Source organism: Dactylosporangium sp. NBC_01737, from assembly GCF_035963215.1.
GTDB lineage: Bacteria > Actinomycetota > Actinomycetes > Mycobacteriales > Micromonosporaceae > Dactylosporangium.
Genome location: NZ_CP109153.1, coordinates 11,191,894 through 11,215,784, shown reverse-complemented (window position 1 = coordinate 11,215,784; position 23,891 = coordinate 11,191,894). Strand labels below are relative to the sequence as shown.

General features: G+C 74.4%; 23 protein-coding genes and 2 pseudogenes. 18 read left to right on the top strand and 7 right to left on the bottom strand.

The window, feature by feature from the left end; genetic code table 11:
* The first annotated feature begins 38 nt into the window (after window positions 1–38).
* The 11 genes and pseudogenes from OHA72_RS51665 to OHA72_RS51615 all read left to right on the top strand — a co-directional run bounded on the left by OHA72_RS51665 (window position 39) and on the right by OHA72_RS51615 (window position 12,941).
* A complete protein-coding gene (locus tag OHA72_RS51665) occupies window positions 39–422 on the top strand; it encodes a BlaI/MecI/CopY family transcriptional regulator (protein WP_327003459.1) in 384 nt (127 codons plus the stop codon).
* A 176-nt stretch (window positions 423–598) separates the two neighbouring features.
* Window positions 599–721: a hypothetical protein gene (locus OHA72_RS51660; RefSeq protein ID WP_327003458.1), complete on the top strand. Its 123-nt coding sequence runs from the start codon at window positions 599–601 to the stop codon at window positions 719–721.
* Between the two features lie 3 nt (window positions 722–724).
* Window positions 725–1,978 carry a lipase/acyltransferase domain-containing protein gene (locus OHA72_RS51655; protein WP_327003457.1) on the top strand — a complete coding sequence of 418 codons (1,254 nt, stop codon included), beginning with the start codon at window positions 725–727 and terminating at the stop codon, window positions 1,976–1,978.
* Window positions 1,975–3,591 (top strand): hypothetical protein, encoded by a 1,617-nt coding sequence (locus OHA72_RS51650; protein ID WP_327003456.1) that lies wholly within the window; start codon window positions 1,975–1,977, stop codon window positions 3,589–3,591. Before OHA72_RS51655 ends, OHA72_RS51650 begins: the two co-directional genes overlap by 4 nt.
* On the top strand, window positions 3,588–6,545 hold the full coding sequence (locus OHA72_RS51645) for a WD40 repeat domain-containing protein (RefSeq protein WP_327003455.1): 2,958 nt from the start codon (window positions 3,588–3,590) through the stop codon (window positions 6,543–6,545). The genes OHA72_RS51650 and OHA72_RS51645 overlap by 4 nt, the downstream gene beginning before the upstream one ends.
* 428 nt (window positions 6,546–6,973) lie before the next feature.
* Window positions 6,974–7,630 (top strand): annotated as a pseudogene (locus OHA72_RS65295) (hypothetical protein); the annotation flags it as partial.
* A 572-nt stretch (window positions 7,631–8,202) separates the two neighbouring features.
* Window positions 8,203–8,574, top strand: a pseudogene (locus OHA72_RS65290) (hypothetical protein); the annotation flags it as partial.
* A gap of 243 nt (window positions 8,575–8,817) precedes the next feature.
* Window positions 8,818–9,507 (top strand): WD40 repeat domain-containing protein, encoded by a 690-nt coding sequence (locus OHA72_RS51630; protein ID WP_327003453.1) that lies wholly within the window; start codon window positions 8,818–8,820, stop codon window positions 9,505–9,507.
* Between the two features lie 82 nt (window positions 9,508–9,589).
* A complete protein-coding gene (locus tag OHA72_RS51625) occupies window positions 9,590–10,114 on the top strand; it encodes a PadR family transcriptional regulator (protein ID WP_327003452.1) in 525 nt (174 codons plus the stop codon).
* Window positions 10,111–10,791, top strand: coding sequence for an ABC transporter ATP-binding protein (locus OHA72_RS51620; RefSeq protein ID WP_327003451.1), 681 nt, complete (start codon window positions 10,111–10,113; stop codon window positions 10,789–10,791). Before OHA72_RS51625 ends, OHA72_RS51620 begins: the two co-directional genes overlap by 4 nt.
* Entirely contained in the window at window positions 10,788–12,941 is a 2,154-nt protein-coding gene (locus OHA72_RS51615; RefSeq protein WP_327003450.1) for an FtsX-like permease family protein, read from the top strand. The genes OHA72_RS51620 and OHA72_RS51615 overlap by 4 nt, the downstream gene beginning before the upstream one ends.
* 9 nt (window positions 12,942–12,950) lie before the next feature.
* On the opposite strand, the gene OHA72_RS51610 is transcribed toward OHA72_RS51615, so the two are convergent.
* Complete coding sequence (locus tag OHA72_RS51610) at window positions 12,951–13,496, bottom strand: NUDIX domain-containing protein (RefSeq protein ID WP_327003449.1); 546 nt, start codon at window positions 13,494–13,496, stop codon at window positions 12,951–12,953.
* Between the two features lie 40 nt (window positions 13,497–13,536).
* On the opposite strand from OHA72_RS51610, the gene OHA72_RS51605 reads away from it, so the two are divergent.
* Together OHA72_RS51605 and OHA72_RS51600 are read left to right on the top strand one after the other, a co-directional pair.
* Window positions 13,537–14,295, top strand: a complete 759-nt coding sequence (locus tag OHA72_RS51605; protein ID WP_327003448.1) for a thioesterase family protein — start codon at window positions 13,537–13,539, stop codon at window positions 14,293–14,295.
* A gap of 146 nt (window positions 14,296–14,441) precedes the next feature.
* Complete coding sequence (locus OHA72_RS51600) at window positions 14,442–15,125, top strand: Crp/Fnr family transcriptional regulator (RefSeq protein ID WP_327003447.1); 684 nt, start codon at window positions 14,442–14,444, stop codon at window positions 15,123–15,125.
* A gap of 98 nt (window positions 15,126–15,223) precedes the next feature.
* On the opposite strand, the gene lexA is transcribed toward OHA72_RS51600, so the two are convergent.
* A complete protein-coding gene (gene lexA / locus OHA72_RS51595; protein WP_327003446.1) occupies window positions 15,224–15,859 on the bottom strand; it encodes a transcriptional repressor LexA in 636 nt (211 codons plus the stop codon).
* A gap of 127 nt (window positions 15,860–15,986) precedes the next feature.
* Here lexA and OHA72_RS51590 point away from each other — a divergent pair, with 127 nt between their 5' ends.
* The 3 genes from OHA72_RS51590 to OHA72_RS51580 all read left to right on the top strand — a co-directional run bounded on the left by OHA72_RS51590 (window position 15,987) and on the right by OHA72_RS51580 (window position 18,351).
* Window positions 15,987–16,487, top strand: a complete 501-nt coding sequence (locus tag OHA72_RS51590; RefSeq protein WP_327003445.1) for a SigE family RNA polymerase sigma factor — start codon at window positions 15,987–15,989, stop codon at window positions 16,485–16,487.
* Window positions 16,484–17,590, top strand: coding sequence for a hypothetical protein (locus OHA72_RS51585; protein WP_327003444.1), 1,107 nt, complete (start codon window positions 16,484–16,486; stop codon window positions 17,588–17,590). The genes OHA72_RS51590 and OHA72_RS51585 overlap by 4 nt, the downstream gene beginning before the upstream one ends.
* Window positions 17,591–17,802: 212 nt before the next feature.
* Complete coding sequence (locus OHA72_RS51580; RefSeq protein WP_327003443.1) at window positions 17,803–18,351, top strand: DUF1062 domain-containing protein; 549 nt, start codon at window positions 17,803–17,805, stop codon at window positions 18,349–18,351.
* 70 nt (window positions 18,352–18,421) lie between these two features.
* Here OHA72_RS51580 and OHA72_RS51575 read toward each other — a convergent pair whose 3' ends face one another.
* A complete protein-coding gene (locus tag OHA72_RS51575; RefSeq protein WP_327003442.1) occupies window positions 18,422–19,075 on the bottom strand; it encodes a hypothetical protein in 654 nt (217 codons plus the stop codon).
* An 84-nt stretch (window positions 19,076–19,159) separates the two neighbouring features.
* On the opposite strand from OHA72_RS51575, the gene OHA72_RS51570 reads away from it, so the two are divergent.
* Both OHA72_RS51570 and OHA72_RS51565 read left to right on the top strand, forming a co-directional pair.
* The gene (locus OHA72_RS51570; RefSeq protein WP_327003441.1) at window positions 19,160–20,092 is read left to right on the top strand and encodes a GIY-YIG nuclease family protein; all 933 of its coding nucleotides are present in this window, start codon (window positions 19,160–19,162) and stop codon (window positions 20,090–20,092) included.
* Window positions 20,093–20,107: 15 nt separating this feature from the next.
* Window positions 20,108–21,592, top strand: a complete 1,485-nt coding sequence (locus tag OHA72_RS51565; protein ID WP_327003440.1) for a phenylacetate--CoA ligase family protein — start codon at window positions 20,108–20,110, stop codon at window positions 21,590–21,592.
* A gap of 172 nt (window positions 21,593–21,764) precedes the next feature.
* Here OHA72_RS51565 and OHA72_RS51560 read toward each other — a convergent pair whose 3' ends face one another.
* From OHA72_RS51560 to OHA72_RS51545, 4 genes are read right to left on the bottom strand one after another with little or no spacing between them, the layout of a single operon-like run.
* Window positions 21,765–22,289: a hypothetical protein gene (locus OHA72_RS51560; RefSeq protein ID WP_327003439.1), complete on the bottom strand. Its 525-nt coding sequence runs from the start codon at window positions 22,287–22,289 to the stop codon at window positions 21,765–21,767.
* 48 nt (window positions 22,290–22,337) lie between these two features.
* Window positions 22,338–23,252 carry a pyridoxamine 5'-phosphate oxidase family protein gene (locus OHA72_RS51555; RefSeq protein WP_327003438.1) on the bottom strand — a complete coding sequence of 305 codons (915 nt, stop codon included), beginning with the start codon at window positions 23,250–23,252 and terminating at the stop codon, window positions 22,338–22,340.
* A gap of 43 nt (window positions 23,253–23,295) precedes the next feature.
* Window positions 23,296–23,586, bottom strand: a complete 291-nt coding sequence (locus OHA72_RS51550; RefSeq protein WP_327003437.1) for a hypothetical protein — start codon at window positions 23,584–23,586, stop codon at window positions 23,296–23,298.
* Between the two features lie 22 nt (window positions 23,587–23,608).
* On the bottom strand, window positions 23,609–23,866 hold the full coding sequence (locus tag OHA72_RS51545) for a PspC domain-containing protein (protein ID WP_327003436.1): 258 nt from the start codon (window positions 23,864–23,866) through the stop codon (window positions 23,609–23,611).
* Between the last annotated feature and the right edge of the window lie 25 nt (window positions 23,867–23,891).

Below are 23,891 nucleotides of genomic sequence, written 5' to 3'. Positions count from 1 at the left end.
GGCCCCGCCCAGCGGCGCACTGTGGATATCGTGTGCCGGTGGGCGAACGGCGGCGGCGGGCACGGGGTTCGCTGGAGTCCGGCATCATGACGGTGCTGTGGGCCGCGGCCGAGCCACTGACGCCGGGCCAGGTGCAGGCGGCCCTCGTGGAACGCGCCGGGGGCACTCTCGCCTACAACACGGCGCTGACGATCCTCACGAGAATGCACGACAAGGGCCTGCTGCGCCGCCGGCCGTCCGGCCGCGCCCACGCGTACTGGCCGGTCCACGACGCCACGACGGCCGCCGCCAGACAGATGCGGGCGGTGCTCGACGGCCCCTGGGACCGCCGCGCGGTGCTGCGGCAGTTCGCCGCCGACCTCGATCCCGCCGACGCCGAGGCGCTGCGCGCGCTGCTGGAGCGCCCCGACGCCACACCCTGACCGCAGCGGGCTCGCCGGCCCCACGCGAGGTCGGGGTCGGCGTCGCGGCGGTGGTGGTGCGAAGGGTCCGCGGCCGATGATGCCGGGATCGTTCACTGTACGGTGCGAGTGCGCTCACGCTAGGGTGCGTCAGATGCCGTGGGTGGTTGTGCGGTGACTCCAGGCGGGTGGACGCGGTGGACGAGGTCACGAGTTCGGTCGGCCGGGACGCGGTGATCGTGCTGCCCGGGATCATGGGCAGCGAGCTGGTGGACGCCGGCACGGGGCGGGTGCTGTGGGGCCTGGCCGACGCCGGCTGATATGTGCGGGCCTGGACCTCCGGTGCCGGGCTGGACGCGCTGGCCGTTACCGAGGACGAGCGCGCCGGGCGCCTGGGCCGGGTGCGGGCGACGCGGGCGCTGCGGGTGCCCGCGTTCGCGCCGATGCTGCGTGGCGTCGAGCCCTACACGGCGCTGCTCAACGGCGTCCGCCACGCGGCGCCGCATCCCGACGCGGTGCTGGAGTTCGCCTACGACTGGCGCCTGCCCGTGCCGGCCAACGCGGCCGCGCTGGCAGACGCCGCCGAGGCGCATCTGCGGCGGTGGCGCGCGCATCGGCAGGGCAGCCGCTCGGCCCGGCTGGTGCTGGTCGCGCACTCGATGGGCGGGCTGGTCGCCCGCTGGTTCACCGAGCAGCTGCACGGCGCCGGCGAGACGCGGCACACGCTCACGCTGGGCACACCGTTCTTCGGTTCCGCCAAGGCCGCGGTCATCCTGAGCACCGGACGCGGCGGCCCGCTGCCCCTGCCGCGTGCGCGGCTGCGGCGGCTGGTCGGCCGCATGCCCGGGTTGTACGCGCTGCTACCGGCGTACCGCTGCGTCGACGAGGGTGACGCCGCCCGGGCACTGACCCCGTCGGACGTCGCCGGCCTCGGCGGCGACGCGGAACTCGCCGCGGAGGCCATGGCGACCCAGGCGGTCCTGCGCGCCGACGGTGGCCAGGGGCTGCGGGCGCTGGTGGGCGTGGAGCAGCCGACCACGCAGAGCCTGGTGCTGGCGGACGGGGTTGCGGAAGGCCGGGAATACACCTGCCAGGCCGTCGACGGCGGACCGATGGTGCGGGTCGACCGGGGCGGCGACGGCACCGTCTACCGGGACGCCGCCGCGCCGGTCGGTGTCGAACCGGTGTACCTGCCGCAGACGCACACCGCGATCGCCCGGACCCGCGAGGCGGTGGCCCACCTGCGGGCGGTGCTCACCGAGGTGCCGCTGGGGCCGCCGCTGGGCGCCGCCGCGATCGGGCTGCGGCTGCCCGACGTCGTCGCGGTCGGGGTTCCGTTCGACATCGGCATCACCGGCGCGGACCCGGCCGTCGTGACGTGCCAGGTGACGGACGCGACCACCGGTGCGCTCGTGGACCGTCCGGGGGTGGGGCTGTTCGACGGCAGTCTCTCGGCGACGGTGACGCTGCCCGGCCCCGGGATGTACCGGGTGGAGCTCGACGGCGGCGGCGCCTCCCCGGTCAGCGACCTGATGATGGCCGTGCCGGCCGCGGACCTCGGCGAGCCGGCGCCATGACGTCCGAAGTGGACGGTCCGCTGTTCGAGGTGGTCCCGGTCGCGTTCAGCGCCTTCCGGGAGTACGCACAGCTGGACGGCATGGAGGACGAGCTGCGCCGGGTGGTCGCGCTGTTCGACTCGCTCGGCGGCGCGGCGCGGCACTGGGACGTGCCGGCACAGGAGCGCACGCTCAGCGCCGTCTCCGCCCGGTTGGACGAGTGGACCGAACCGGACCGGCCCCGCAGCTCGGTGCTGCTGTGGATGGGGCACGGCGAGTCCAACAGTGAGGACGCCTGGCTCGCCGTCTACGACAGCCGGCCGGGTCGCAGCAACACCGCGGTGAACCTGACCACCCTCGCCGACGCGATCCGGGCGGAGTGGCGCCGGCGGCGCAACGCCGACACGTGGAGCCTCGTGGTGGTCGAGGCGTGCCGCGCCGAGATGGTGGCAACCCGCCTCAACGGGCAGCTCGCCGGCCGGCCCGAGGTGCCCCGGCGGATGGCGGTGATCGGCGTCGGCGGGGACGGGCAGACGTACCTCGGCGAGCTGCGCGCGGCGCTGGACCGCACGATCGCCTCGTACACGGTCAACGACGAGACCATCGACCTCGACGATCTCGTGTCACACCTCAAGCGGCAGCTGCAGGGCGGCGCGGTCTGGTCGTTCTGGCTGCACGAGGCCACGCCGCTGCCCCGCCCAGGGCACGCGGGCAGCCCGGTGACCGCACCCGTCGACGTCTACCGGGCCCTGATGGCGTTCATCGAGGAGCTACCCGCCGACCGGCGTGCGCAGTTCTTCCCCGGTGGGGAGGGCGGCAAGCAGGGCGAGCGTTCCTGGTTCTTCGCCGGGCGGCGCTACGACCGGCGTCGCATCAGCGTCTGGTTGCGCACCGCGACTTCCGGGATGGCCGTCGTCACCGGGCCGCCGGGATCGGGGAAGTCCGCGCTGCTGGACAACCTGCTCGCGTACGCCGACCCGGCGCTGCGCGCGCTGCTGGTGCAGGCCGGTGAGCTGGAGGACCTGCCGCCGGACGAGCGGCCGCCGGACGGCGTGTTCGACGCGTTCATCCACCTCACCGGTCTGGACGTCGAGCACCTGCTGACCCGGGTCGCCGCCTCGGCCGGGCTCGCCCCGGCGGGCGCGGAGGTCGGCACCAGCGAGCGGGTCGACTGGCTGCTCGACCGGCTCCGCGAACGCGCAGCGCCGCTCACGCTGCTGGTCGACGCCGTCGACGAGGCCGTCCTGCCGCTCGCCGTGGCGGGCTCCGTGCTGCGCCGGCTCGCCGCGCTGCCTCACACCCGCCTCGTGGTCGGCACCCGCGCGTCCACGAACTATCAGCTGGACGGCCCGACGCCGGCGGACGAGAACATGCTCGACGCACTCGGCCGCGCCCGGTCCACGACGGTGTTCCACATCGAGCGGGAGCCCGCCGCCCTTGCGGAGTACGTCGAGCGCCGGCTCAGGGCGGCGCGCGCGGCGGGCACCTTCGCGGCCGACGACGCCACCATCAGCAGCCTCGCCGAACGCATAGCGGGCAAGCCCGGTCGGCAGTTCCTCGATGCCCAGATGCTCGTCTCCGAGATCCTCGCCGAGCCGGAGACGTACATCCGGGCCGATCAGGACCGCGAGTGAGGCCGGTGGACGGCGACGTGCACGCGCTCTTCGGCGCGGCGGTCGAACGGCTGGCCGCGGGGCACCGGGACGCGCCGGCCCTGTTGCTGGCCCTCGCATTGTCCCGTGGCCGCGGCCTGCCGCGGGTCGACGGCACCTGGGTCGCCGTCGCCGAGGCACTGGTTCGCCGGCCGGTCGGCGAGGAGGCCGTCGACCTGCTGCTGCGGGCCGCCGCGCCGTACATCATGCTCGACGGCGAGCACGGCCGGTCCGTCTACCGGCTCGGGCACCGGGCGTTCGTCGAGCACTTCCGGGACAGGGCCGGCCCCGCACAGCACCGCCGCATCGTGCGCGCCCTCGGCGCCGCGGCGGCGCAGCGGCTGCCCCGGGCGCCGTGCGCCTACCTGGTCCATCACCTGTCCGGTCACGCCGCCGCCGGGCATGCCTGGGACGAACTGGCGCGCCTGCCGCGGCTGATCGACCATCTGGAACCCGGCGGCCTGGCCGCCGACGTGCTCCGCGCGTCGTTCGGCCGCGTGGACCTGCCGGTCGAGGTGGCAGCCGTGCTCGCCGCGCGACACGACCTCGCTGGGGCGGCGCCCGAGGACAGGGCAAGCGTCCGGGCCGTCGCGATGGCGCGGATGGCGCGGCAGCCGGACTTCGTGGCGACCAACCCGGATGCGCCCACGACCCCGTTCGCGCCCGAGGCCGGCGTGGTGTCGTCCGAGCGGACCGCGACCGACAACGGCTTGACAACGCACGAGGCCTGGCTGGAAGGCCGCCGCCCGATCATCGTGGTGCACCGGTCGCGCGGCCGGCGGGCGACCCCCAAGCGGACGGAGCGGGCCGAGGCGTCGGTACGCGGCGGCGCGGTGCGCTGGGCCCGGCTGCAGCCCTTCCCGCTGCACGTCACGCTGTCCGGCCATGACGGGCCGGTGCGGGCCCTCGCCACGGTGCCTGTCGGCGACGGCCGGGTGCTGCTGGCAAGCGGCGGAGACGACGGGACCGTGCGGCTGTGGAACCCGGCGACCGGGCAGCCGGTCGGCGATCCGTTGCGTGGGCACGACGGCCCCGTGCTCGCGCTGGCACCGATCAGACGCTCGGACGGGGACCTCCTGCTCGCCAGCGGGGGCGAGGATCAGACGGTGCGGTTCTGGTACCCCACCACCGGGCAGTCGGCCGGAGAGGAGTTCACCGAGCGGGCCGGTGCGGTGCGCCTGCTCGCGGCGGTGCCGCTGCCGGACGGGCGGGAGGTGCTGGCCGTCGGCGGGAACAACCGTGCCGTCCGGCTCTGGGATCCGGAAGCGGGGGAGTCGCCGGGCCGACTGGACGCGGGCGCGCACGCGCTGTACGCCGTGCGGCATCTGGCCGTCGTGCCGGGCCCGGACCGGCGTATCACGATCGCGACCGGTCACGAGACGGTGTTCACCGGCGACCCGCGGGTGCAGCTGTGGAACCCGGTCGAACCCGGCGGCCCGGCGGCGACACTGCCGAACCGGAGCCTGTCCGGCAAGGCCGCGCTGGTCGCGCCGATGCCGACGGCGGGCGGGCGGACGCTGCTGGCGGTCGTCGAGGAGGGCATCGGCGACGAGCGGACGCTGCGGCTGCACGACCTTGCCAAAAACCGGGAGTGGCACACCGGCATCGCCGGGCCCGGCATCGGCGAGCGCCGCCACCGGGTCGCCCGCTGGTCGGTCCTGCCGTTGCGGGGCCACACGCTGCTGGCCGCCTCCGTCGACCGGGTGGTGAAGCTGTGGTCGGTGCGCCGCGGCCTCCTGCGGCTGCGCGTCGAACCGTACGGCGACGCGCTGACCGGGCACCTCGGCGCGGTCCGCGACGTCGTCGCCGTCCCCATGTCGGACGGTCGCGCGCTGGTCGCGACGGCCGCCGACGACGGCACCATCCGGCTGTGGAGCCCGGCCCGCGACCGGGGGTACGCCGCGCCGCCCAAGGGCGCGTGGTTCCGGACCAGCACCGGCGTCGACCCGGCGCTCGCCGTCACCTCCGTCGCCGCGGGTACGTCGCCGGACGGCAGGGCATGGCTCGCCACCGCCAGTCGCGACGAATGGGTCCGGCTGTGGGACCCGGAGCACGGCACGCCGGCCCAGCCGCCGATGGACCCCCAGGCGGACCGGACGACGTGGTTCACCGGGACGGCGACGGTCGCCGCGGTGCCGATGCCCGACGGGTCGGCGCTGCTCGCCACCGGCAGCGGCCACATCGTCCGGCTGGTCGACCCCGCGACCGGTGCCTCGGGCGCCGCGACCGAACTCGGCCCCGTGCGCTGGCATCCGTGGCGTGGCTCCGACAAGCCGGTCAACGCGTTGATGCTGGGCGAGGAGCGGATCGCGGCCTTCGCCCCGGTCGTCGCGATGGCCGCGCTGGCGCTGCCGGACGGCGACGCGATGCTGGCCGTCGCCGGCGGCCGGACCGTGCGGCTGTTCGCGCCCACCGGCCGTCTCGGCCTGCGCAGGCTCGAACCGCAGGCAAGGACCGACGAGGACATCAGGCTCGTGGCGCTCCTGCCGCGCCCCGCCGGCGCGCCGCTGCTCGCGATCGCGACCGACGCGACCCTGCAGTTCAGCGACGCCGGCTCCGGGGCCCTGCTGTCGGTGCACCACGTCGCGGTGCGGGCGCTGGCCGCGGTACCGATGGCGGACGGGTCGACGCTGCTCGCCACCGGCGACGAGGACGGAGTGGTCCGGCTGTGGACACCGGACACCGGACTGCCGTCCGGCGAGCCTGTGGGCCGCCATCGAGGCGCGGTGCGCGCGCTCGCCGTCCGGCACGGCCTGCTGCTCAGCGGCGGCGAGGACCGGACCCTGCGGTGGTGGGACCCCGGGCACGGCGGCGCGGTCCGCGCGCTGCCGCTCGGCGTGGCGGTGTCCGGGCTGGCCACCTCGGGGCCGATGGTGGTCGTGGCCACCGGTGAGGGACTGCTCCGCATCGATCCCGACGAGACCGCCGGCGCCTGAATGGACCTGCTGGACAGCGACGACCGGACCCTGTTCGCCGCCGCCGTGCGCCGGATCACCCAACCCGACGACGCCGCCCGGCCGCTGCTGGAGGCGCTCGCGCTCGCGCTGGGCCGCGGCCTGCCCCGCGCCGGCCGGATCTGGCTGAGTGTCGCGGGCGCGCTGACCGAGGCGAGCTTCGGCGAGGACGCCATCGACCGGCTGCTGCGCGAGGCGGCGCCCTACGTGCTGCTCGACGCCGAGCACGGGCAGAGCGTCTACCGATTGGCGCACCACAGCTTCACCACCTTCCTGATCGGCGACGGCCACGCCGACCGGCACCGCCGGGTCACGGAGGCACTGGTGCGCGCCGCGGCGGCCGACCTGCCGCGGCCGCCGCACCCGTACCTCGTCCGGTACCTCGCCGGGCATGCCGCCCGGGCTCAGGCGTGGCAGGAACTGGAGCGCCATCCCGACCTGCTCGATCACCTGGAACCGGCCGGGGTCGCCGCCGAGGTGCTGCGCAGCGCCTTCGGGCGGGCCGACCTCCCGCCGCAGGTGGCGGCCACGCTGATGACCCATCACCTGCTCGCCGCGGTGCCGCCGGGCGACCGCGCGAGCGTGCGGGCCGTCGCCGCGGCACGGTTGCGTCCGGACCCGCCGCCGGTCGAACCCAACCGCGGCCTCCCGCCGCACGAGCCGCACGACTCCGGCCTGTCGCTCAACACCTGGTCGGCGGGCGCGACGGACGGGCAGCGCTGGCAGGTCGGCGCGCGCAGCGTCGTGCTGGTACGGACGCCGCCACCGCACGCCCGGCGAACCGTGCCGCCGGCGGACGGGGGGCGTCCACGGCCGGCGGCGCGGTGCGATGGGCGAGGCTCGCCGCCGCCCCGCCGCACATCGTTCTGGCCGGTCACCGCGGCGCCGTGGCGGCCCTCGCCGCCGTGCCGTTGCCGGACGGCCGCACCCTGCTGGCGAGCGCGGGCGACGACCGCACGGTGCGGTTGTGGGATCCGCTCACCGCCCGCCCCGTCGGCGAGCCGTTGACCGGGTACGCCGGCAGGGTCCTGGCGCTGACGCCGGTGGCGCTGCCCGACCGGCGGCTCGCGCTCGCGTCGGGCCACCACGACGGCACGGTGCGGTTGTGGGATCCGGTGAGCGGGCTGCTCGTACGCGAGCCGTTCGCGGCCGGTGACGGCCCGGTGCACGCCATCGCGGCGGTGCCGATGCCGGACGGTGCCGTACTGCTCGCGGTCGGCGGCCCGACGGGCGCCGTGAGACTCTGGAATCCGGCCACAGGACAGCTGGCCAAGGTGCTGGAGCCGGGGCACTCGGCGGCACCTACCGGCCCGCCGGCCGTGCGTTCGATCGCGGTGGTGCCGCGCGAGTCCGGCGAGCCACTGCTCGTGACCTGTGGTGGCCCGCCGTTCGGTGTCGGGCACGTGGAGAACGTGCTCGCCTGGGACCTGGACCTCGGGCAGCCGACCGGACCACGGTCCGGTCCCCGGATCGGTTGGGCCCGCAACGCGGAGACGGTGTCGTCGGTGCTGCTGCCCGACGGCAGCACCGCGCTCGCGATCGTCCGGCGCGAGGCGTTCGAGCACACGCTCTCGTTGTATGACGCGTCGCTGCGACTGCGGCGGTTGCTGTCGGTCGAGCGCGTCCGCGACGCCACCGCATGGGGCGTCGCGCCGCTCATCGGCGGCCGGGTCATGCTCATCGCCGCGGGCGCCGGCGGTACCCGGGCGTGGATCGGCGACGGCACGACCGCGGGCGGACGCGGCAGGCTCGAGCCCGCCGGCGAGTACCTTGCCGCCGGACGTGGTGCCGTGTCGGCGGTCGCCAGCGTGTCGCTGCCGGACGGGCGCATGCTCGTGGCGACCGCGGCCGCGGACGGCGCGGTCCAGCTGTGGGGACCGCGCCGTCCACGGGAGAGCCCGCCGAGCCGGCCGAGCCGGTCGAGGCCATCGCGGCGGCGCTCACGCTCAGCGCCGTCGCCGCGGGCCCGGGCCGCGCCGGCGGTGCCTGGCTGGCCACCGGCGGCGGTGACGGCCTGGTCCGCCTGTGGGACGCCGACCTCGGCGCACTCGCGCACGCGCCAGTCCTGCCGCAGGACGGCGCCATCACCTGGCTGGCCGGGGCCACCGCCCTCGCGCCGGTTCCGTTGCCGGACGGGCGCGCCGAACTCGCCGTCGGCAGCGGCCGCACGCTTCGCATCGTCGACCCCGACACGGCGGTGCCGGGGCCGGCGCGGTCGACCTACCGGCTCCCCTGGTGGTCCGGGCGCCGCTGGATGACCTGGAACGGGCTGCTCCTGGTGTTGCCACCGGCGGCGCGCCGCACCCCGATCACGGCCATCGGCGTCGTGTCGCCGCCCGGCGACCGCGTCCTCCTCGCGGTGGCGTCCGGCCGCGCCGTGCAACTGTGGGAACGCGTGCATGGCGGACGGCTCCGGCGTCGCCGGGGATCCATGCGCCATCCAGGCCCGGTCCGTGCACTGGCGCACCTGGGCCCCGGGCTGCTGGCGGCGGCCGGCGGTGAGGTCGTCCACCTGTGGGACACCGATCGCCGTCGCCGGCTGGCGCACCTGACGACCGGTGGGGACGGGCCGGTACGGGCGCTGGCGACGCTGCCGGCAGCGGACGGGACCGCTGTGCTCGCGGCCGCGCAGGGCGACCGGGTCTGGCTCTGGGACGACCCACGCCGCGGGTATGCCGCCGGGCCCCGGCCGATCGAGCGCGGCCGCGCGGTGCACGCGCTCGCCGTGGTCCGGTCCGCGCCGGACACCACGGTGCTGGCCGTCGGCGACGACGTGTCCCTGGCGCTCTGGGATCCGCGGACCGGCACGCTGATCCGCGACCTGCCGCTCGGCGTGCCGGTGCGGAGCCTCGCGGTCGCCGGTGGCGCGCTCTATGTCGGCTCGACCGCCGGCATCGTCGCGATCGACCTGGCGACCCTGCTCGGCCCGGCAACCGGAGCCTGACCCGAGCACCCCAACGGAGCATCTCCGGTACATGCGCTGAGGGTATATACGCGGCGTATACTCTCAGCGTATGGTGGTGCTCATGAGCGTTCCCCTCACGCTGCTCGGGCTCCTGGAACGGGAGCCCAGCCACGGCTATGACCTCAAGCGCGACTACGACACCTTCTTCGGCCGCGGCAAGCCGCTGTCGTTCGGGCAGGTCTACGCGACGCTCGGCCGCCTCGCCCGCGACGGCAAGGTGGTGATCAGCGACGTCGAGCCCGGGGAAGGGCCCGACCGGAAGCGGTACGTCATCACCGACGTCGGCGCCACCGAGGTCGACGCGTGGCTCGCCGAACCGGTCGAGCCGGAGCCGCACCTGCAGACCGTCCTGTTCGCCAAGGTCGTGCTGTCGCTGATGCTGGGCCGCTCCGCCGAGGACTACCTCGACATGCAGCGCAGCGCGCACCTGCGGCGCATGCAGCAGCTCACCGAGGTCAAGCGGGCCGGCAACCTCGTCGACGCGATGCTCGCCGACCATGGCCTGTTCCACCTCGAGGCCGACCTGCACTGGATCGAGACGACCGTGGCGCGGCTGGGCGCGCTGACGAAAGAGGTACAGCGATGATGCTCGAGGCACGCGACGTGCACCTGTCGTTCGGGCAGACGCCCGCGCTGCGCGGGGCCACCCTCGCCGTGGAGGAGGGCGAGATCGTCGCCGTGATGGGGCCCAGCGGGTCCGGCAAGTCGACGCTCCTGCACTGCCTCGCCGGCATTCTCGTGCCGGACCAGGGGGAGATCCTGTTCGACGGCGACCGTGTCGACCGGCTCGACGAGACCCGCCGCAGCACGCTGCGCCGCGACCGGTTCGGGTTCGTGTTCCAGTTCGGGCAGCTGGTGCCGGAGCTGACCGCCGAGGACAACGTGGCGCTGCCCCTGCTGCTCGGCGGTGCCCGCCGCGCCGCCGCGATCCAGGAGGCCCGGCCGTGGTTCGCCCGGCTCGGCCTCGACGGGCTGGAGCAACGCCGGTCCGGGGAGCTGTCCGGTGGCCAGGCGCAGCGCGTGGCGCTCGCCCGCGCGCTGGTGGCCAGGCCCCGCGTCCTGTTCGCCGACGAACCCACCGGCTCCCTCGACTCGCTCACCGGCGAGCAGGTCATGGACCTCATGGTCGACTCCGCCCGCGCGCAGGGCACCACGGTCGTGCTCGTCACGCACGAGGCCAGGGTCGCCGCGTACGCCGACCGCCAGGTCATCGTCCGCGACGGCCGGGTGCACGCCCTCGCCGCCGCCCGGGGTGCGTCGTGATCCGCTTCGGGGTGCGGCTCACGGTGGCCGGTGGGCGCGAGGCCGTGCTCCGCCTCGCCGTCATGGCCGGCGCCGTCGGGCTCGGCGTGTGGCTGCTGCTGAGCACTCTCGCCGGGGTCAACGCCGTGGACGGCCAGTTCGCCAGGTTCGCCGTGCTCAGCCCGCAGGCCGGCGCCGCCGACGGTCCACTGTGGTGGGCCGAGCGCAACGACTACTACGACGGCCGGTCCATCCAGCGCATCGACCTCGCCACGACCGCCGCCGGCGCGCCCGTGCCGAAGGGCCTGCCCCGGCTGCCCGGACCGGGGGAGTACTACGTCTCCCCGGCGCTCGCCGACCTGATCGCGGCGACCCCGGCCGACCAGCTCGCGGACCGGTTCCCCGGCCGGCAGGCAGGGCTCGTCGGTGCCGCCGCGCTGCCGTCCCCCGGCACCCTGACCGTCATCGTCGGCAGCACTCCCGACGTCGTTTCGCAGCTGTACGGCGCCCGCCGCGTCACGGCCTTCCCGACCGAGGCGCCCGGCATCCCCGTCGCCGCGCTCGACCTGATCCTGTCCGTCGTCGCCGGCGGCCTGCTCTTCCCGGTGCTCATCTTCATCGGCACCGCGACCCGGCTCACCGCCGCCCGCCGCGAGCAGCGCTTCGCCGCGATGCGGCTGATCGGTGGCACGCCCCGGCAGATCTCGGTCGTGGCCGCCGTCGAGTCGACCGTCGCCGCGCTGCTCGGCACGGCCGCCGGGTTCGCGCTGTACCTCGCCTTCCGTGTCCAGCTCGCCGGGATCCCGTTCACGGGCATGCCGTTCCACCCCGAGGACGTGACCCTGGGCCCGCTGATGACCGCCGCGGTCGTCGTGGGCGTCCCGCTCGGCGCGGCCCTCGCCGCCCGCGTCGCCCTGCGCAGGGTCCGCATCTCGCCGCTCGGCGTCGTGCGCCGGGTCACGCCGAAACCGCCGCGCTGGTACCGGCTGATCCCGCTGCTGCTGGGCATCGCCGAGCTCACGTTCTTCATCGGCAGGGTGCCGGAGCACTCCACCGCCCAGGTCGCGGTGTTCCTGCCCGGCCTGCTGTGCATCATGGTGGGGCTGGTGATCGCCGGCCCCTGGCTGACGATGCTCGGTGCCCGGCTCCTGGCCCGCCGGGCGCAGCGCCCCGCGACCCTCATCGCCGCCCGCCGCCTCGCCGACAACCCCGCCGCCGCGTTCCGCGCGATCAGCGGCGTCGTCATCGGCCTGTTCGTCACCACCGTCTCCATCGGCATCATCCAGAGCATCACCGCCGAACGCGGCGCGTACGTCGACGCCCTCGCCGCCTCGACGATGGTCACCAAGTTCGAACAGGACCCCAGCGACATCCCCGCCCCGGTGCTCGCGGCGCTGGCGTCACCCGCCGACGTCCGGTCCGTGACCCTCATCCGGGACAACCCGTTCACCGGCGCGGGCCACGCCGGCATGGTGTCGTGCGCTGACCTCGCCCGGTCGCCCCAGTTCGGCCGTTGCGCCGACGGAGCGGCGGTCGCCTGGGTGGATGGGGGATTCATGCAGTACCGCGCCCCGCACGGCCCCGGCGTCGTCTGGCCGGCCGCGCCCGCGACCGAGGCCGAACTCGCGGCGCAGCCCGTCATCGAGGTCGTGGTCAGCACCGACGGCGCCACCGCCACCCTCGAACGCACCCGCACGGCACTGCAGCTGGCCTTCCCCGGCGTGCGGATCATGCCGGCCACCGAGTGGGACCACGCCAACGACCAGAACTCGCAACTGGCCGGCTTCCAGCAACTGGCCGCCGTGATCATCTTCGCCAGCCTGCCGATCGCCGGGTGCAGCCTCGCGGTCAGCGTCATCGCCGGCCTCACCGACCGCAAACGGCCCTTCAGCCTGCTGCGGCTCACCGGGGTACCGCTGGGCGTGCTGCACCGCGTGGTGGCCCTGGAGAGCGCGGTGTCACTGCTGGCCGCCGCCGTCCTCGCGATCGGCGCCGGGCTGCTGGGCGCGCAGCTGTTCCTGACCGCGCAGATGCGGTACAACCTGCACCCACCGGGGCTCACGTACAGCCTGATCGTCGTCGGCGGGCTGGTGCTGTCGCTGGCCATCATCGCCGCGACGGTCCCCCTGCTGCGCCGCATCACCGGCCCGGAGACCGCCCGCAGCGAGTGACGACCGTGCTCAGCCGGGTGCCGGCCGAGCCTGCGACAGGCCGGCCTCGGCGAGCGCGCGGGCCGTGACGCGGGCCAGGCCGTCGGCGTGGTCCCACACCTCGTCGAGGGCGGCGGCGGCCGGCACGACCCGGCGGTGCGGCACCTCGAACCGCTGCTCCCACGGATCGATCAGCACCTCGGCCCGCCAGAACGAGCGGATCAGGACCAGGCCGAGCTCGTGCCCGGCGACGCACTCGGAGCGGGTGAAGCCGAGCAGGCGGGCCTCGACGACGCGGACGCACGCCTCCTCGCGCATCTCGCGGCACAGGGTCTCCAGGTCGGTCTCGTCGCCCTCGGGACGGCCGCCGGGGAGTCCGAAGTGGACGCCTTCGTGACTGATCAGGACCAGTCCGGCGGCGCCGAGGCAGACGCCGTTGGCGCCGTGGGCGCGGCCCTCGGGGCGTGAGCCCGGCGGGTGCCAGGACACCCGCCAGTCCTGATGGTTGCCGTACGCGGCGAGCGGTGCACCATCGGGTGCGGGCACGGCCCGGCCGACGGGAATCAGGTCAGGCATCGTCGCAGGCTATCGGCCGCGGTCGACCTAGGATGTCCCGATGGCGTTCTACCTACCGCTCGGCGACGGCCGGTTCGAGTCCACCGAGCACACCCGTGGTCCGTGGGACGCGGGCTCGCAGCACGCCGGCCCGCCAGCGGCTCTGCTCGGACGGGCCGTGGAGTCGGTGGCGCCGCCGGGGATGCGGGTGGCGCGGCTGACCTACGAGATCGCGCGGCCCGTGCCGATCGCGGTGCTCGACGTGACCGTGCGGGTGGTGCGGCAGGGCCGCGGCGTCACCCTCGTGGAGGCCGCGATCGACCCGTTCATGCGCTGCTCGGCGCTGCTCATCCGGGTCGGCGAGGACCTGGTGCCGGCCGCCACGCCGCCCGTCACCGTCCACCTCGACGGGGCGACCGTCAAGCCGATGTACCCGACCACGCACGACGTCGGCTACCACACCGCGATGGAGGTCCGCTTCTCCGAGGGCTCGTTCCTGGAGCGGGGACCGGCGACCGCCTGGATGCGCATGCGGGAGTCCCTTGTGGACGGTGAGGAGCCGGGTCCGCTCAGCCGGGTGCTGGTCGCCGCCGACTCCGGCAACGGGATCAGCAACGAGCTGGAGCTCAAGCGGTTCCTGTTCGTGAACGCGGACCTGACCGTGCACCTGCTGCGGCATCCGGTCGGGGAATGGGTGTGCCTGCGCTCGGTCACCTCCATCGACGCCGCTGGGATCGGCCTGGCCGACACCGCCCTGCACGACCAGCACGGCCCGATCGGCCGCTCGGCGCAGAGCCTGTTCGTCGCGCCCCGCCGGTAGCCGGGCGGTCACCGGTCCGACGCGGCCATCCACCCGGTGGAACGATGCGGCGGATCGTTCCAGTGAGGTTGGGGCGGGACGGGCGGCCGTTGGAATCTGATTCCAGCGAACATGCCCGTTCGCTCGATCGCTGGAGGGGCGCGGCCGTGACGGGATTCTGGGGTCACCTGACCGCTGCGGAGCGGCAGGCGTTCAACGGCCGGAGTGCCCGGCGGCGCTGGCGCGGCGGCGACGTGCTGTTCCACCAGGGCGACGCGCCGGCGTGGGTGGCGCTGCTGCTCGCCGGGCACGTCAAGGTCTCCTACGACACCGCCGGTGGTGACACGGTGATGCTCGCCATCTGCGGGCCCGGAGCGTTGATCGGGGACCTGGCGGCCATCGACCGGCGCCCGCGGTCCGGGACCGTCGAGGCGCTCGGCGACGTCACGGCGGCGCTGATGCCGATGGCCGCGCTCGACGGGTACCTCGACGCGCACCCGCGGGTCGTCACGGTCCTGACGCGGGAGGTCACCCGCCGGCTGCGCGACGCCGACCGCACCCGCGTCGAGCTGAGCGTGCAGAGCGCCGCGGACCGGCTCGCCACGCGCGTGGTCGAGCTCGCCGACCGCTTCGGCCGCCCGCACGCCGGCTCCGTCCACATCGGACCGATGCTGTCGCAGGACGACCTCGCCCACTGGGTCGGGGTGTCCCGCGAGGCGATCGCCAAGACGTTCGCCGTGTGGCGCCGGCAGGGCTGGATCCGGACCGGCCGCCGATCGGTGACCGTCCTGGACCTCGATGCCCTGCGCCGACGCGCCGGCACCCCCGACCCGGTCTCCCGAGCCGCATGACCCCGCCGCCCCTGGGGCGCAACGCGACAACCCGGAGGATCGCCGGGGTCAGAGGACCGGAGATCCTCCGGGTTGCCGGATCTCGCGGGGAGTGACGGTCAGAGGCGGCGCAGCACGCTGACGACGCGGCCCAGGATGACGGCCTCGTCACCGGGGATCACGTCATACGACGCGTTGCGGGGCACCAGGTCGACGTGGCCGTCGCGGCGGCGGTAGACCTTCACGGTCGCCTCGCCGTCGATCATCGCGGCCACGATGTCGCCGTTCTCGGCGACCGGCTGGCGGCGCACCACGACGAAGTCACCGTCGCAGATGGCCGCCTCGATCATCGAGTCACCCTTGACGCGCAGGGCGAACAGGCTGCCGTGACCGACGAGCGACGACGGCAGCGTCAGCTCGTCCTCGGCCTGCTCCTCGGCGAGGATCGGCTGACCGGCGGCGATCGCACCGAGCACCGGCACACTGACGCCCGCGTCGCGGTAGGCCGCCTGGGCTCCGCCGGTGATGTCGGCCTCGCCCGTGCGGGCGTCCATCGCCCTCGGCCAGCGCCCGTCGCGGCGCAGGTATCCGAGCCGCTCCAAGGACTTGAGGTGATGCGAGACCGACGACGTCGAGACCAGACCGACCGCGGCGCCGATCTCGCGCACCGTGGGCGGATACCCGTGCTCGTCGACCCAGCCCCGGATCACGGACAGGACATGCTGCTGCCGATCGCTGAGAACACTGTCCGCCATGCGATCACCATACGGCATGATTCGATCATCTGTACGAACTTCCCTCGATCGGTGAGCGGCGCAAAGTCGCCGCGGTTCGCGTGCAAGGTTGTGGGGCCCGCGCGCGTACTGATGGTGGGAGGCGTGAATGGATGGCGGGGCGGCACAGGAGTTCACCGAGTTCGTCTCGGCGCGCGGGCGGGCGCTGCTGCGGACGGCGTACGCGTTGACCGGCAGTCAGCACGCGGCCGAGGATCTCGTGCAGACGGCGCTGGCCAAGGCGATGCTGCGCTGGTCCCGGATGCACGGCGACGCCGAGCCGTACGTGCGCCGGATCATGTACAACGAATACGTCTCCTGGTGGCGGTGGCGGCGCCGGCGTGCGGAGGTGCTCACGGCCGACCCGCCCGAGCGCGGCGTCTCCACCGGCGAGGACACCGTCATGCGGCTGGCGGTGCGCGCCGCGCTCGGCACGCTCCCGCCGCGGCAGCGGGCCGTGCTGGTGCTGCGGTACCTCGAAGACCTCAGCGAACGTGAGGTCGCCGACCTGCTGGGCGTGTCGCCCGGCACGGTCGCCAGTCAGGCGTCGCGCGCGCTGGCGACGCTGCGCGGCAGGATGCCGGAGCTCGACGGAGTGGAGGCACGGTGACGGAGCAGCGGCTCGACCACATCGTCCGCGACGTGCTGGAGGACCTGGCCGGCGAGTCCCGGCCGGCGCAGCTGCTCGGCGGCACCGTCCGCCGCGCCCGGCGCATCCGCCGGCGCCGCGCCGCCCTCACCACCGGGGCGGCCGTCCTGCCGGTGCTGGCCGTGCTCGTGGCGCCGGCACTGGCCGGCGGGCGGGCCGACACCCCGTCGCGGCCCTCGCCGACGCCGACGCGGACCGGTGATGCCGCGCCCGTCCCGGTCCTGACGATCACGCCCGCCCCGGCCCGCGTGGACCTGCCGGACGGCTTCACCGTCACCGCCATCGGGGCGCCGTCCGGCGGCGCATCGGCCGAGCCGCCACTGTGGATCTACAGCCGGGCCACCGGCTCGTTCGTCGCCACCCCGTACGCGTACGCGTCGCTGGCGCCGTCCGGTACCCGCGCGATCGTGCAGGCCCGGGCAGCCACCCTGGCTCCGTGGCTGATCGACCTGCGCGACCTGACCGCACGGCCGTGGCCGAAGCTGGACAACGTGTCCGGGCAGATGTGGAGCCAGGACGCCAGGACGCTCCTGGACGGCAGCGCGACACCCGGCTGGCTGCACCTGCTCGACGCCGACACGGGGGAGCGGCGCGACGTGCTGTTCAACGCGCCGCAGGTCGGCTGCGACCGCACCATCGGCTGCGGCCCGGTGTGGTTCCGGGGCGGCGCCGAGGCCACCGTCGCGGTCTTCGACCCGTCCACCGGCGAGCAGACCGGCGTCCACGTCATCTCCGCCGAGACCGGCACGCTGATCAGGTCGCTGCCCGTCAAGGGGTACGTCGCCGGCGCCTGCAGCTGGTCGACCGACGCACGGTACGTCCTGACCGAGATGCGCCCGGAGAACGGCGACTCATGGCTCGAGATCACCGAGGCCGCCACCGGACGGCGCAAGGCCCGCCTCCCCGCGATGGCGAACGCCAACCCGGACTCCGCGTGCTGGACGTCGCCGACCCGCCTGCTCGTCGTGGACGGCGGCCACGTCAAGGTCTTCACCCCGGACGGCACGGTCGAACAGGACATCACCGTCCCGGGCGCCGCCTGGCTCACGGTCGGCCCCCGATGACAGCCTGCCGCCGAGATCCACGGCCACCACCGATCTGACGAAAACCGGTGGAGCGGCGGCGCTGTGCGCCGCTACCGTGCTGCGCGACGGAGTCGTCTAGGTAAGGCCGTGCCGTTGTACATCCTGTGAGACCTGCCGAGTGATCTGCGCGTCGCGCGTGTGCGCCGCGCGCCTTCCTGCTGCGGACTTCTCACTGGAAACGGTGTACTGCTGTGCTCGAAAACTGGATAGTCGTGCCCACCTGCCTGCCGCTGATACGCCGCCGCTGCCACGCGTGCGGGTCCGAGCGGTTCCGGGCGAGCGGCAAGTTCCGTGTCAACGCCAACCACAAGCTCATCGACGTCTGGCTGCTCGTGCTGTGTAGCGGTTGCGGGGACACCGCGAAGCTCACGGTCCTGGAGCGGGTGACGGTGCGCTCCATACGGCCCGAGCTGCTGGACCGGCTGCATGGCAACGACCCCGGCCTGACCGCCGAGCTGCTCCAGGATCCGCTGGTGCTTCGCCGTAACCGAATCGCCCTGGACTGGCAGAACGCGTGGCGCCTGGACACCGGCGGATCGGATCGCCTGGACCGTGAGGTGATCGACGTGTCGGTCCGGTTCGCGGCGCGGATCCCGGTCCGGCCGGTGCGGCTCATCGCTGAAGGTTGCGGTCTTGCACGGGCCGAGGCCGAGCGGCTGCTCGCCGAGGGAAAGGTCGTGTCGGCGGTCCGGCTGACCGGCACGGTCTCCGGCGACTTCGCCTTCACACTCAAGCGCTGAGCGCTGAGCGCTGAGCGCTGAGCGGGACCACGGGCCTGTCCGGCTTCATCCGCCGGGCAGGCCCGTGGCCTCAAGCGGCGAGCTCGATGACGTGCCGGTGCAACGGGCGGCCGTCGTCGTCGTTCACGGAGATCACCAGGTGGTTCGCGGTCGGCGGTACGCCGGGCGCCGACGTCACGTGGATGCGCCAAGTCGTGCCCGACCCGCCCGCGCTCGCGTGGAGCGTGCGGTACCGGGTGCCGACGTCGTCGCCGATGCCGACCAGGATGCCGAGGTGGTGCGTGCGCATGGCGTCGGGAGGTGGCCCCAGGTTGCCGTGGCCCGTTCGATGCCGCTGTGCCCAGCGATCAAGGGCGGCCTCGGCCTCGCGTTCGCGGCGGGCCGTGACGGCGCTGGGCACCCCGGCGACGAACACGTCGACCGCGTGGTCCCACAGCTCGATGCTGGTCAGCACGTACGTCACCTGGTCGATGTCGGCGACCGGCAGGGCCGGGGCCAGCACGCGCTGCAGGCGGCTGGCGGGCGGCGGGGCGGCCGATGCGGGTGGCCCGATCGACGGCCGGCTCGCGTCGACGCGCCGCACGGCCTCGGCCGCCTGGCCGGCGTCGAGGACGCCGCACTCCTGCAGCGCGTGCACCTGGGCCCGCAGGATCGACCTGGCCGGCGATCCGCGCTCCAGCGCCGGGGTGAGGATCCGATCGAGCCAGTCGGCGCCGTCCATCATGACCGTAGTATCGCCCGGCCGGCGCCCGGCGTGGTGCCGCCGACGGCATCGGGGCGGGGCGGGGCGCACCGTAGAATGCCGCAGGTGAGCACGGCGCCTCGAACGGCGGCAGCGAGCCTGCCCAACGCACCCGGTGTGTACCGGTTCCGCGACGAGCGCGGCAAGGTGCTGTACATCGGCCGCGCCACCGAGCTGCGGCACCGGGTCGGTTCCTACTGGACCAACCTGCGGGGCAGGCGGCACCTGACGAAGATGGTGGCGCAGATCGCCCAGGTCGAGGCGGTCACGTGTGACTCCGTCCACGAGGCGGCGTGGCTGGAGCGCAACCTGCTGGAGCGCTCGAAGCCGCGCTGGAACCGGATCCGCGGCGGCCTGGAGGTCCCCATCTACCTGCGCATCGACCGGAAGGGCAGCGTGCCGCGGCTGGTGGTCGACTACGGGCCGTTCGGGGCCGACCGTCCCGGGGACGTGTTCGGTCCGTACCTCGGCGGGACGCAGGCGCGGCTGGCGATGTCCGGGCTGGGCCGGGTGCTGCCGCTCGGGTACACCGACGAGCGGCTCACCGGCGCCGCACGGGACATGGCCCGTATCCGCGGTGTCGACGCGACCGACCGCGACACGTTCCTGGCCACGACGATCGCGGTGCTGCAGCGCCTGCCGGACGCGGTCGACGGCGTGCGGCAGCAGCTCGCGCGGCAGCGGGACCGGGCCGCCGAGGGGCTCGCCTTCGAGTTCGCCGAGCGGATCCAGCAGGAGATCGAGGCGATCGACTGGCTGGTCGCGGAGCAGAAGGTGACCGTGCTGACCGAGCCGGACAGCGACGTGTACGGCTGGGCCGACGACCTGCTGGTCCGCTTCGAGATCCGCGGCGGGCGGCTGTCGACCTGGACGCAGCGCACCTGCCGGCGCGCCAACGCGCAGCGGTACCTGGACCGGACGCCGGACAGCTGGCGGGCGTTCGCCGGCCGCAGCGCCGAGCTGTCCAGCCGGCTGTCCGCCGCGCACGACGACCGATGAACGGGGGTATCCACAGTGGACGAACGGGCGCAACGGGTGCTGGCCGGGCTGCGCGAGTTCTACGCGGCGTCGCCCGGTGGCTCCGGCGGCGACGGCGCCGGGAGCGCGCTGCGGCTCTTCCATGAGGTCGCCGCGACGGTGCCCGCCTACCAGGCGTTCCTGCGGGACCACGGGATCGACCCGGCGGCGGTCGTGTCCGCGGCCGACTTCACCGGCGTACCGCTGCTGACGAAGGCCGACTACCACCGCAGGTATCCACTGCCGCAGCTGTGCCGCGGCGGCCGCCTCGACGGTGCCGAGACGGTCGCGGTGTCGTCCGGGTCGTCCGGGCAGCCCACGGTGTGGCCGCGCTCGGTGCTCGACGAGCTGGTCGTCGCCCGCCGGTTCGAGCAGGCGATGGTCGGCAGCTTCCGCGCGGACCGCAGGCGGACACTGGTCGTGGTCTGCTTCGCGCTGGGCTCCTGGGTCGGCGGCATGTACACCGCCGCCGCGTGCCGGCACCTGGCCGCGAAGGGGTATCCGATCACTGTGGCGACGCCCGGCAACAACCTCGACGAGATCCTGCGGGTCGTCGAGGAGCTCGGGCCGCACTTCGAGCAGGTGGTCCTGGCCGGCTACCCGCCGTTCGTGAAGAACGTCGTCGACGCCGGCCGGCAGCGCGGCGTGGACTGGCCGGCCTACTCGATCCGGCTCCTGCTCGCCGGTGAGGTGTTCAGCGAGGAGTGGCGCACGCTCGTCGGCTCACGCGCCGGGATGGCCGACCCGCTGGCGGACTCGGTCTCGTTGTACGGCACCGCCGACGCCGGTGTCCTGGGCACCGAGACGCCGCTGAGCGTCGCGATCCGCCGGTTCCTCGCCGGGCGCCCCGACGCCGCCCGCGCCCTGTTCGGCGACCCGCGCCTGCCGACGCTCGTGCAGTACGACCCGGCGACGCGGTACTTCGAGACGCACGACGGGACGCTGCTGTTCACCGGCGACGGCGGGATCCCTCTCGTGCGCTACCACATCGCCGACGAGGGCGGCCTGATCTCCCACGACGCGATGCTGGCGTTCTGCCGCACCCACGGCTTCGACCCGACGACCGGCCTCGACGGTGCCGCAGCCCCGGACCTGCCGTTCGTCTGGGTCTTCGGCCGGTCGCTGTTCACGGTCTCCTACTTCGGCGCCAACATCTACCCGGAGAACGTGACGGTGGCGCTGGAACGGGCCGGCATCAGCGACTGGGTGACGGGCAAGTTCGTCCTGCAGGTGGTCTCCGACAGCGACGAGGAGCGCCATCTGTCCATTGTGGCCGAACTGGCGCCCGGCGAACCCGTGGAGCCCGCGCGGGCCGGGCTGCTGGCCGGCGCGATCCGGGAGGAGCTGCTGCGGCTCAACAGCGAGTTCGCCAACTACGTACCGGCGGCATATCAGACACCGCACGTCGAGCTGCGCCCCACCGGCGACCCGGACTACTTCCCGCCGCAGGTCAAGCACCGCTACACCCGCCCGGAGCGGTGAGGCCCGCGGGCCGCTACGCCGGCAACGCGCGGAGCCGGGCCGCCATGACGTCGCACAGGACCCAGCCGTCGAACCTGACGGCCGCGGGCTCGGCGGGGTGCCAGCCGCGATCGAGCGCCTCGTCCAGCAGCGTGGCCCTCGATGTCGTCGTCTGTACAGGCCGCGGCGAGCGCTAGGGGCGGCCGGCGGGGGTGGTGTGCTGCTGGATGGTCCACAGCAGCAGGTTGGCGTCGCCGGCGAGGGAGTTGAAACGGATGTTGCGGGCGCCGCGGACCACGATGACGGCGCGGAGGGCGACGCCGAGCCACACGGCCAGGTCGCCGGTGCGGGTCACGCCGAGCTCGCGGACCCCGGTGATCTGGGTCCACGGCACGACCCGGTCGGCGCGGGCGGTGTGGTGGACGAGGCCGCGCTCACCGATGTCGAAGCGCTCCGCCGGGCGCAGCGCGCTCTGCGCCAGGCGCACCACGCCGAACATCAGCAGCACCAGCCCGATGCCGAGCACCAGGCCGGGCAGCGGGCTGAACCCGCCCTGGCCCGCGTCGGCGATGTACGCGGCGCTGATCGTCACGCCGATCCAGGTGACCACGGCGCCGGCGAGGGTGAAGCCGATGCCCTGCCTGAGCCGCCGGCCGGTGGCCACGTCGAAGGTGCGCTCGATGGCCCCGACCGTTTCGGACTGCGGCACGTGCTCCATGGACACCTCCATCGACGTCGATGCGTCGACGGTAGCATCCGGGCGCGCTCAGGCTTTCGGCGTTGCGGCGCGGATCGCGCGGTACGCCTTCCAGGGCACCTCGGGGCGGGACAGGGACCGGTGCTGCAGGTACCGCCGCGTCGTGGCCCGGCACGTGCGCACGGTGCGGATCGCGTCGCCGGCGCCGGTCCGGCTGCGGCCGTTGGGTTCGATCAGCCGCCGGGGTACGAGCAGCCAGCCGTCGCCGTCACGGACCAGGTCGCCGCACACGTTGGCGTTGTGCAGCCCGGACAACTGGGCGTCGTGGCGGTGGACCAGCAGGCTCGCGGGGCCTTCGGCGACGGCCACGTCCGGCGGCACCGCCGGCCGGTATCCGCGGGCGTCCGCGCCGATCGTGGTGCGGACCAGCAGCGGCGCGCCGGACGCGTCACGGGCGCAGAGCACCGCCGTCCGGTACCCGCCGAGGACCGCCGAACCCAGAAGGCCGCCGGCGGGCGGGGCGGCGGCGTCCGGCAGCGACCGCCGTGACACCGCCGTCGGCGTCACGGTGATGAGCAGGCGCATGAAGTAGAAGTCCGTCAGCCGGGTCGCCGGCCAGTCGAGGTAGGCGCGCGACTTCGGCTGCCGCTGGAACATCCGCGCCCAGAACGCGGCGAGGTCGCCGGTGGGTTCGGTGTGGATCTCGTCGGGGCAGGTCGCGGTGCCCTGCAACAGGATCTGGCCCGGGTCCGCCAGCCCGCTCGCCGTCGGGTCGGAGAACAGCACCGCGACGCGGGCGTCCCGGCGGACGTTGAACGCCTTCTGCGGGAAGCCGATCGACGTGGTGATGAGGAACGTGCCGTCCGCGAGCAGCAGGCCCGACGTCGGCCACGCGAGCGGGCTGCCGTCCTTGGACAGGGTCAGCAGCTCGCACGTGCGGTACGCGTCGATGGCGGTGGCGGTTTCCGGCGCGGCAGACAGCATGATCGACATCGTGGGCGATCGTCGATCTACGCCGGGACGGCGGTCACAGCCGCACGACCACCATGTCCCACTGGCCGTTCTGGTCCTCCCGCGAGCCGACGATCGTGCCGCGGGGGACGAACGCCGCCTCGTCGGCGCCGAAGTACGTCATGCCGATCAGGCCGTCGCCGCAACACCAGCGCAGATGCGCGCGGAGTCCCTCGTCGACGCCCGCCTCGGCGAGCGCCGCGTCCCATTCCTCGTCGGGGTCGCCCTCGAAGTCGAAGAGGTCCTCGGGGCCGTCGCCGACCTGGGTCGCAGCACCTCGAACGCGGGAGTGAGCCGGGCACGCCATTGCTCAGACATGCCCGTGGATCTTAGTCAGTGCTCGACGCCCACACCGTCGAGGGCGGGGTGACGGTGACCGGCTCGGCCGGCATGATGATCCACAGGATCGGGTACACCAGGATCTGGCTGCCCGGGATCAGCAGCAGGATCAGGACGAACAGCAGCCTCGCCGGCCAGGGGTCGATGCCGAAGCGCCGCCCGAGCCCGGCGCACACACCGCCGAGCACCCGGCCCTGCGCCGGCCGGACCAGGCCCTGTTGTCGCATCGACTGGTACACGGTCTCCATCGTCTTGCTCCTTCACGCTTGTGTG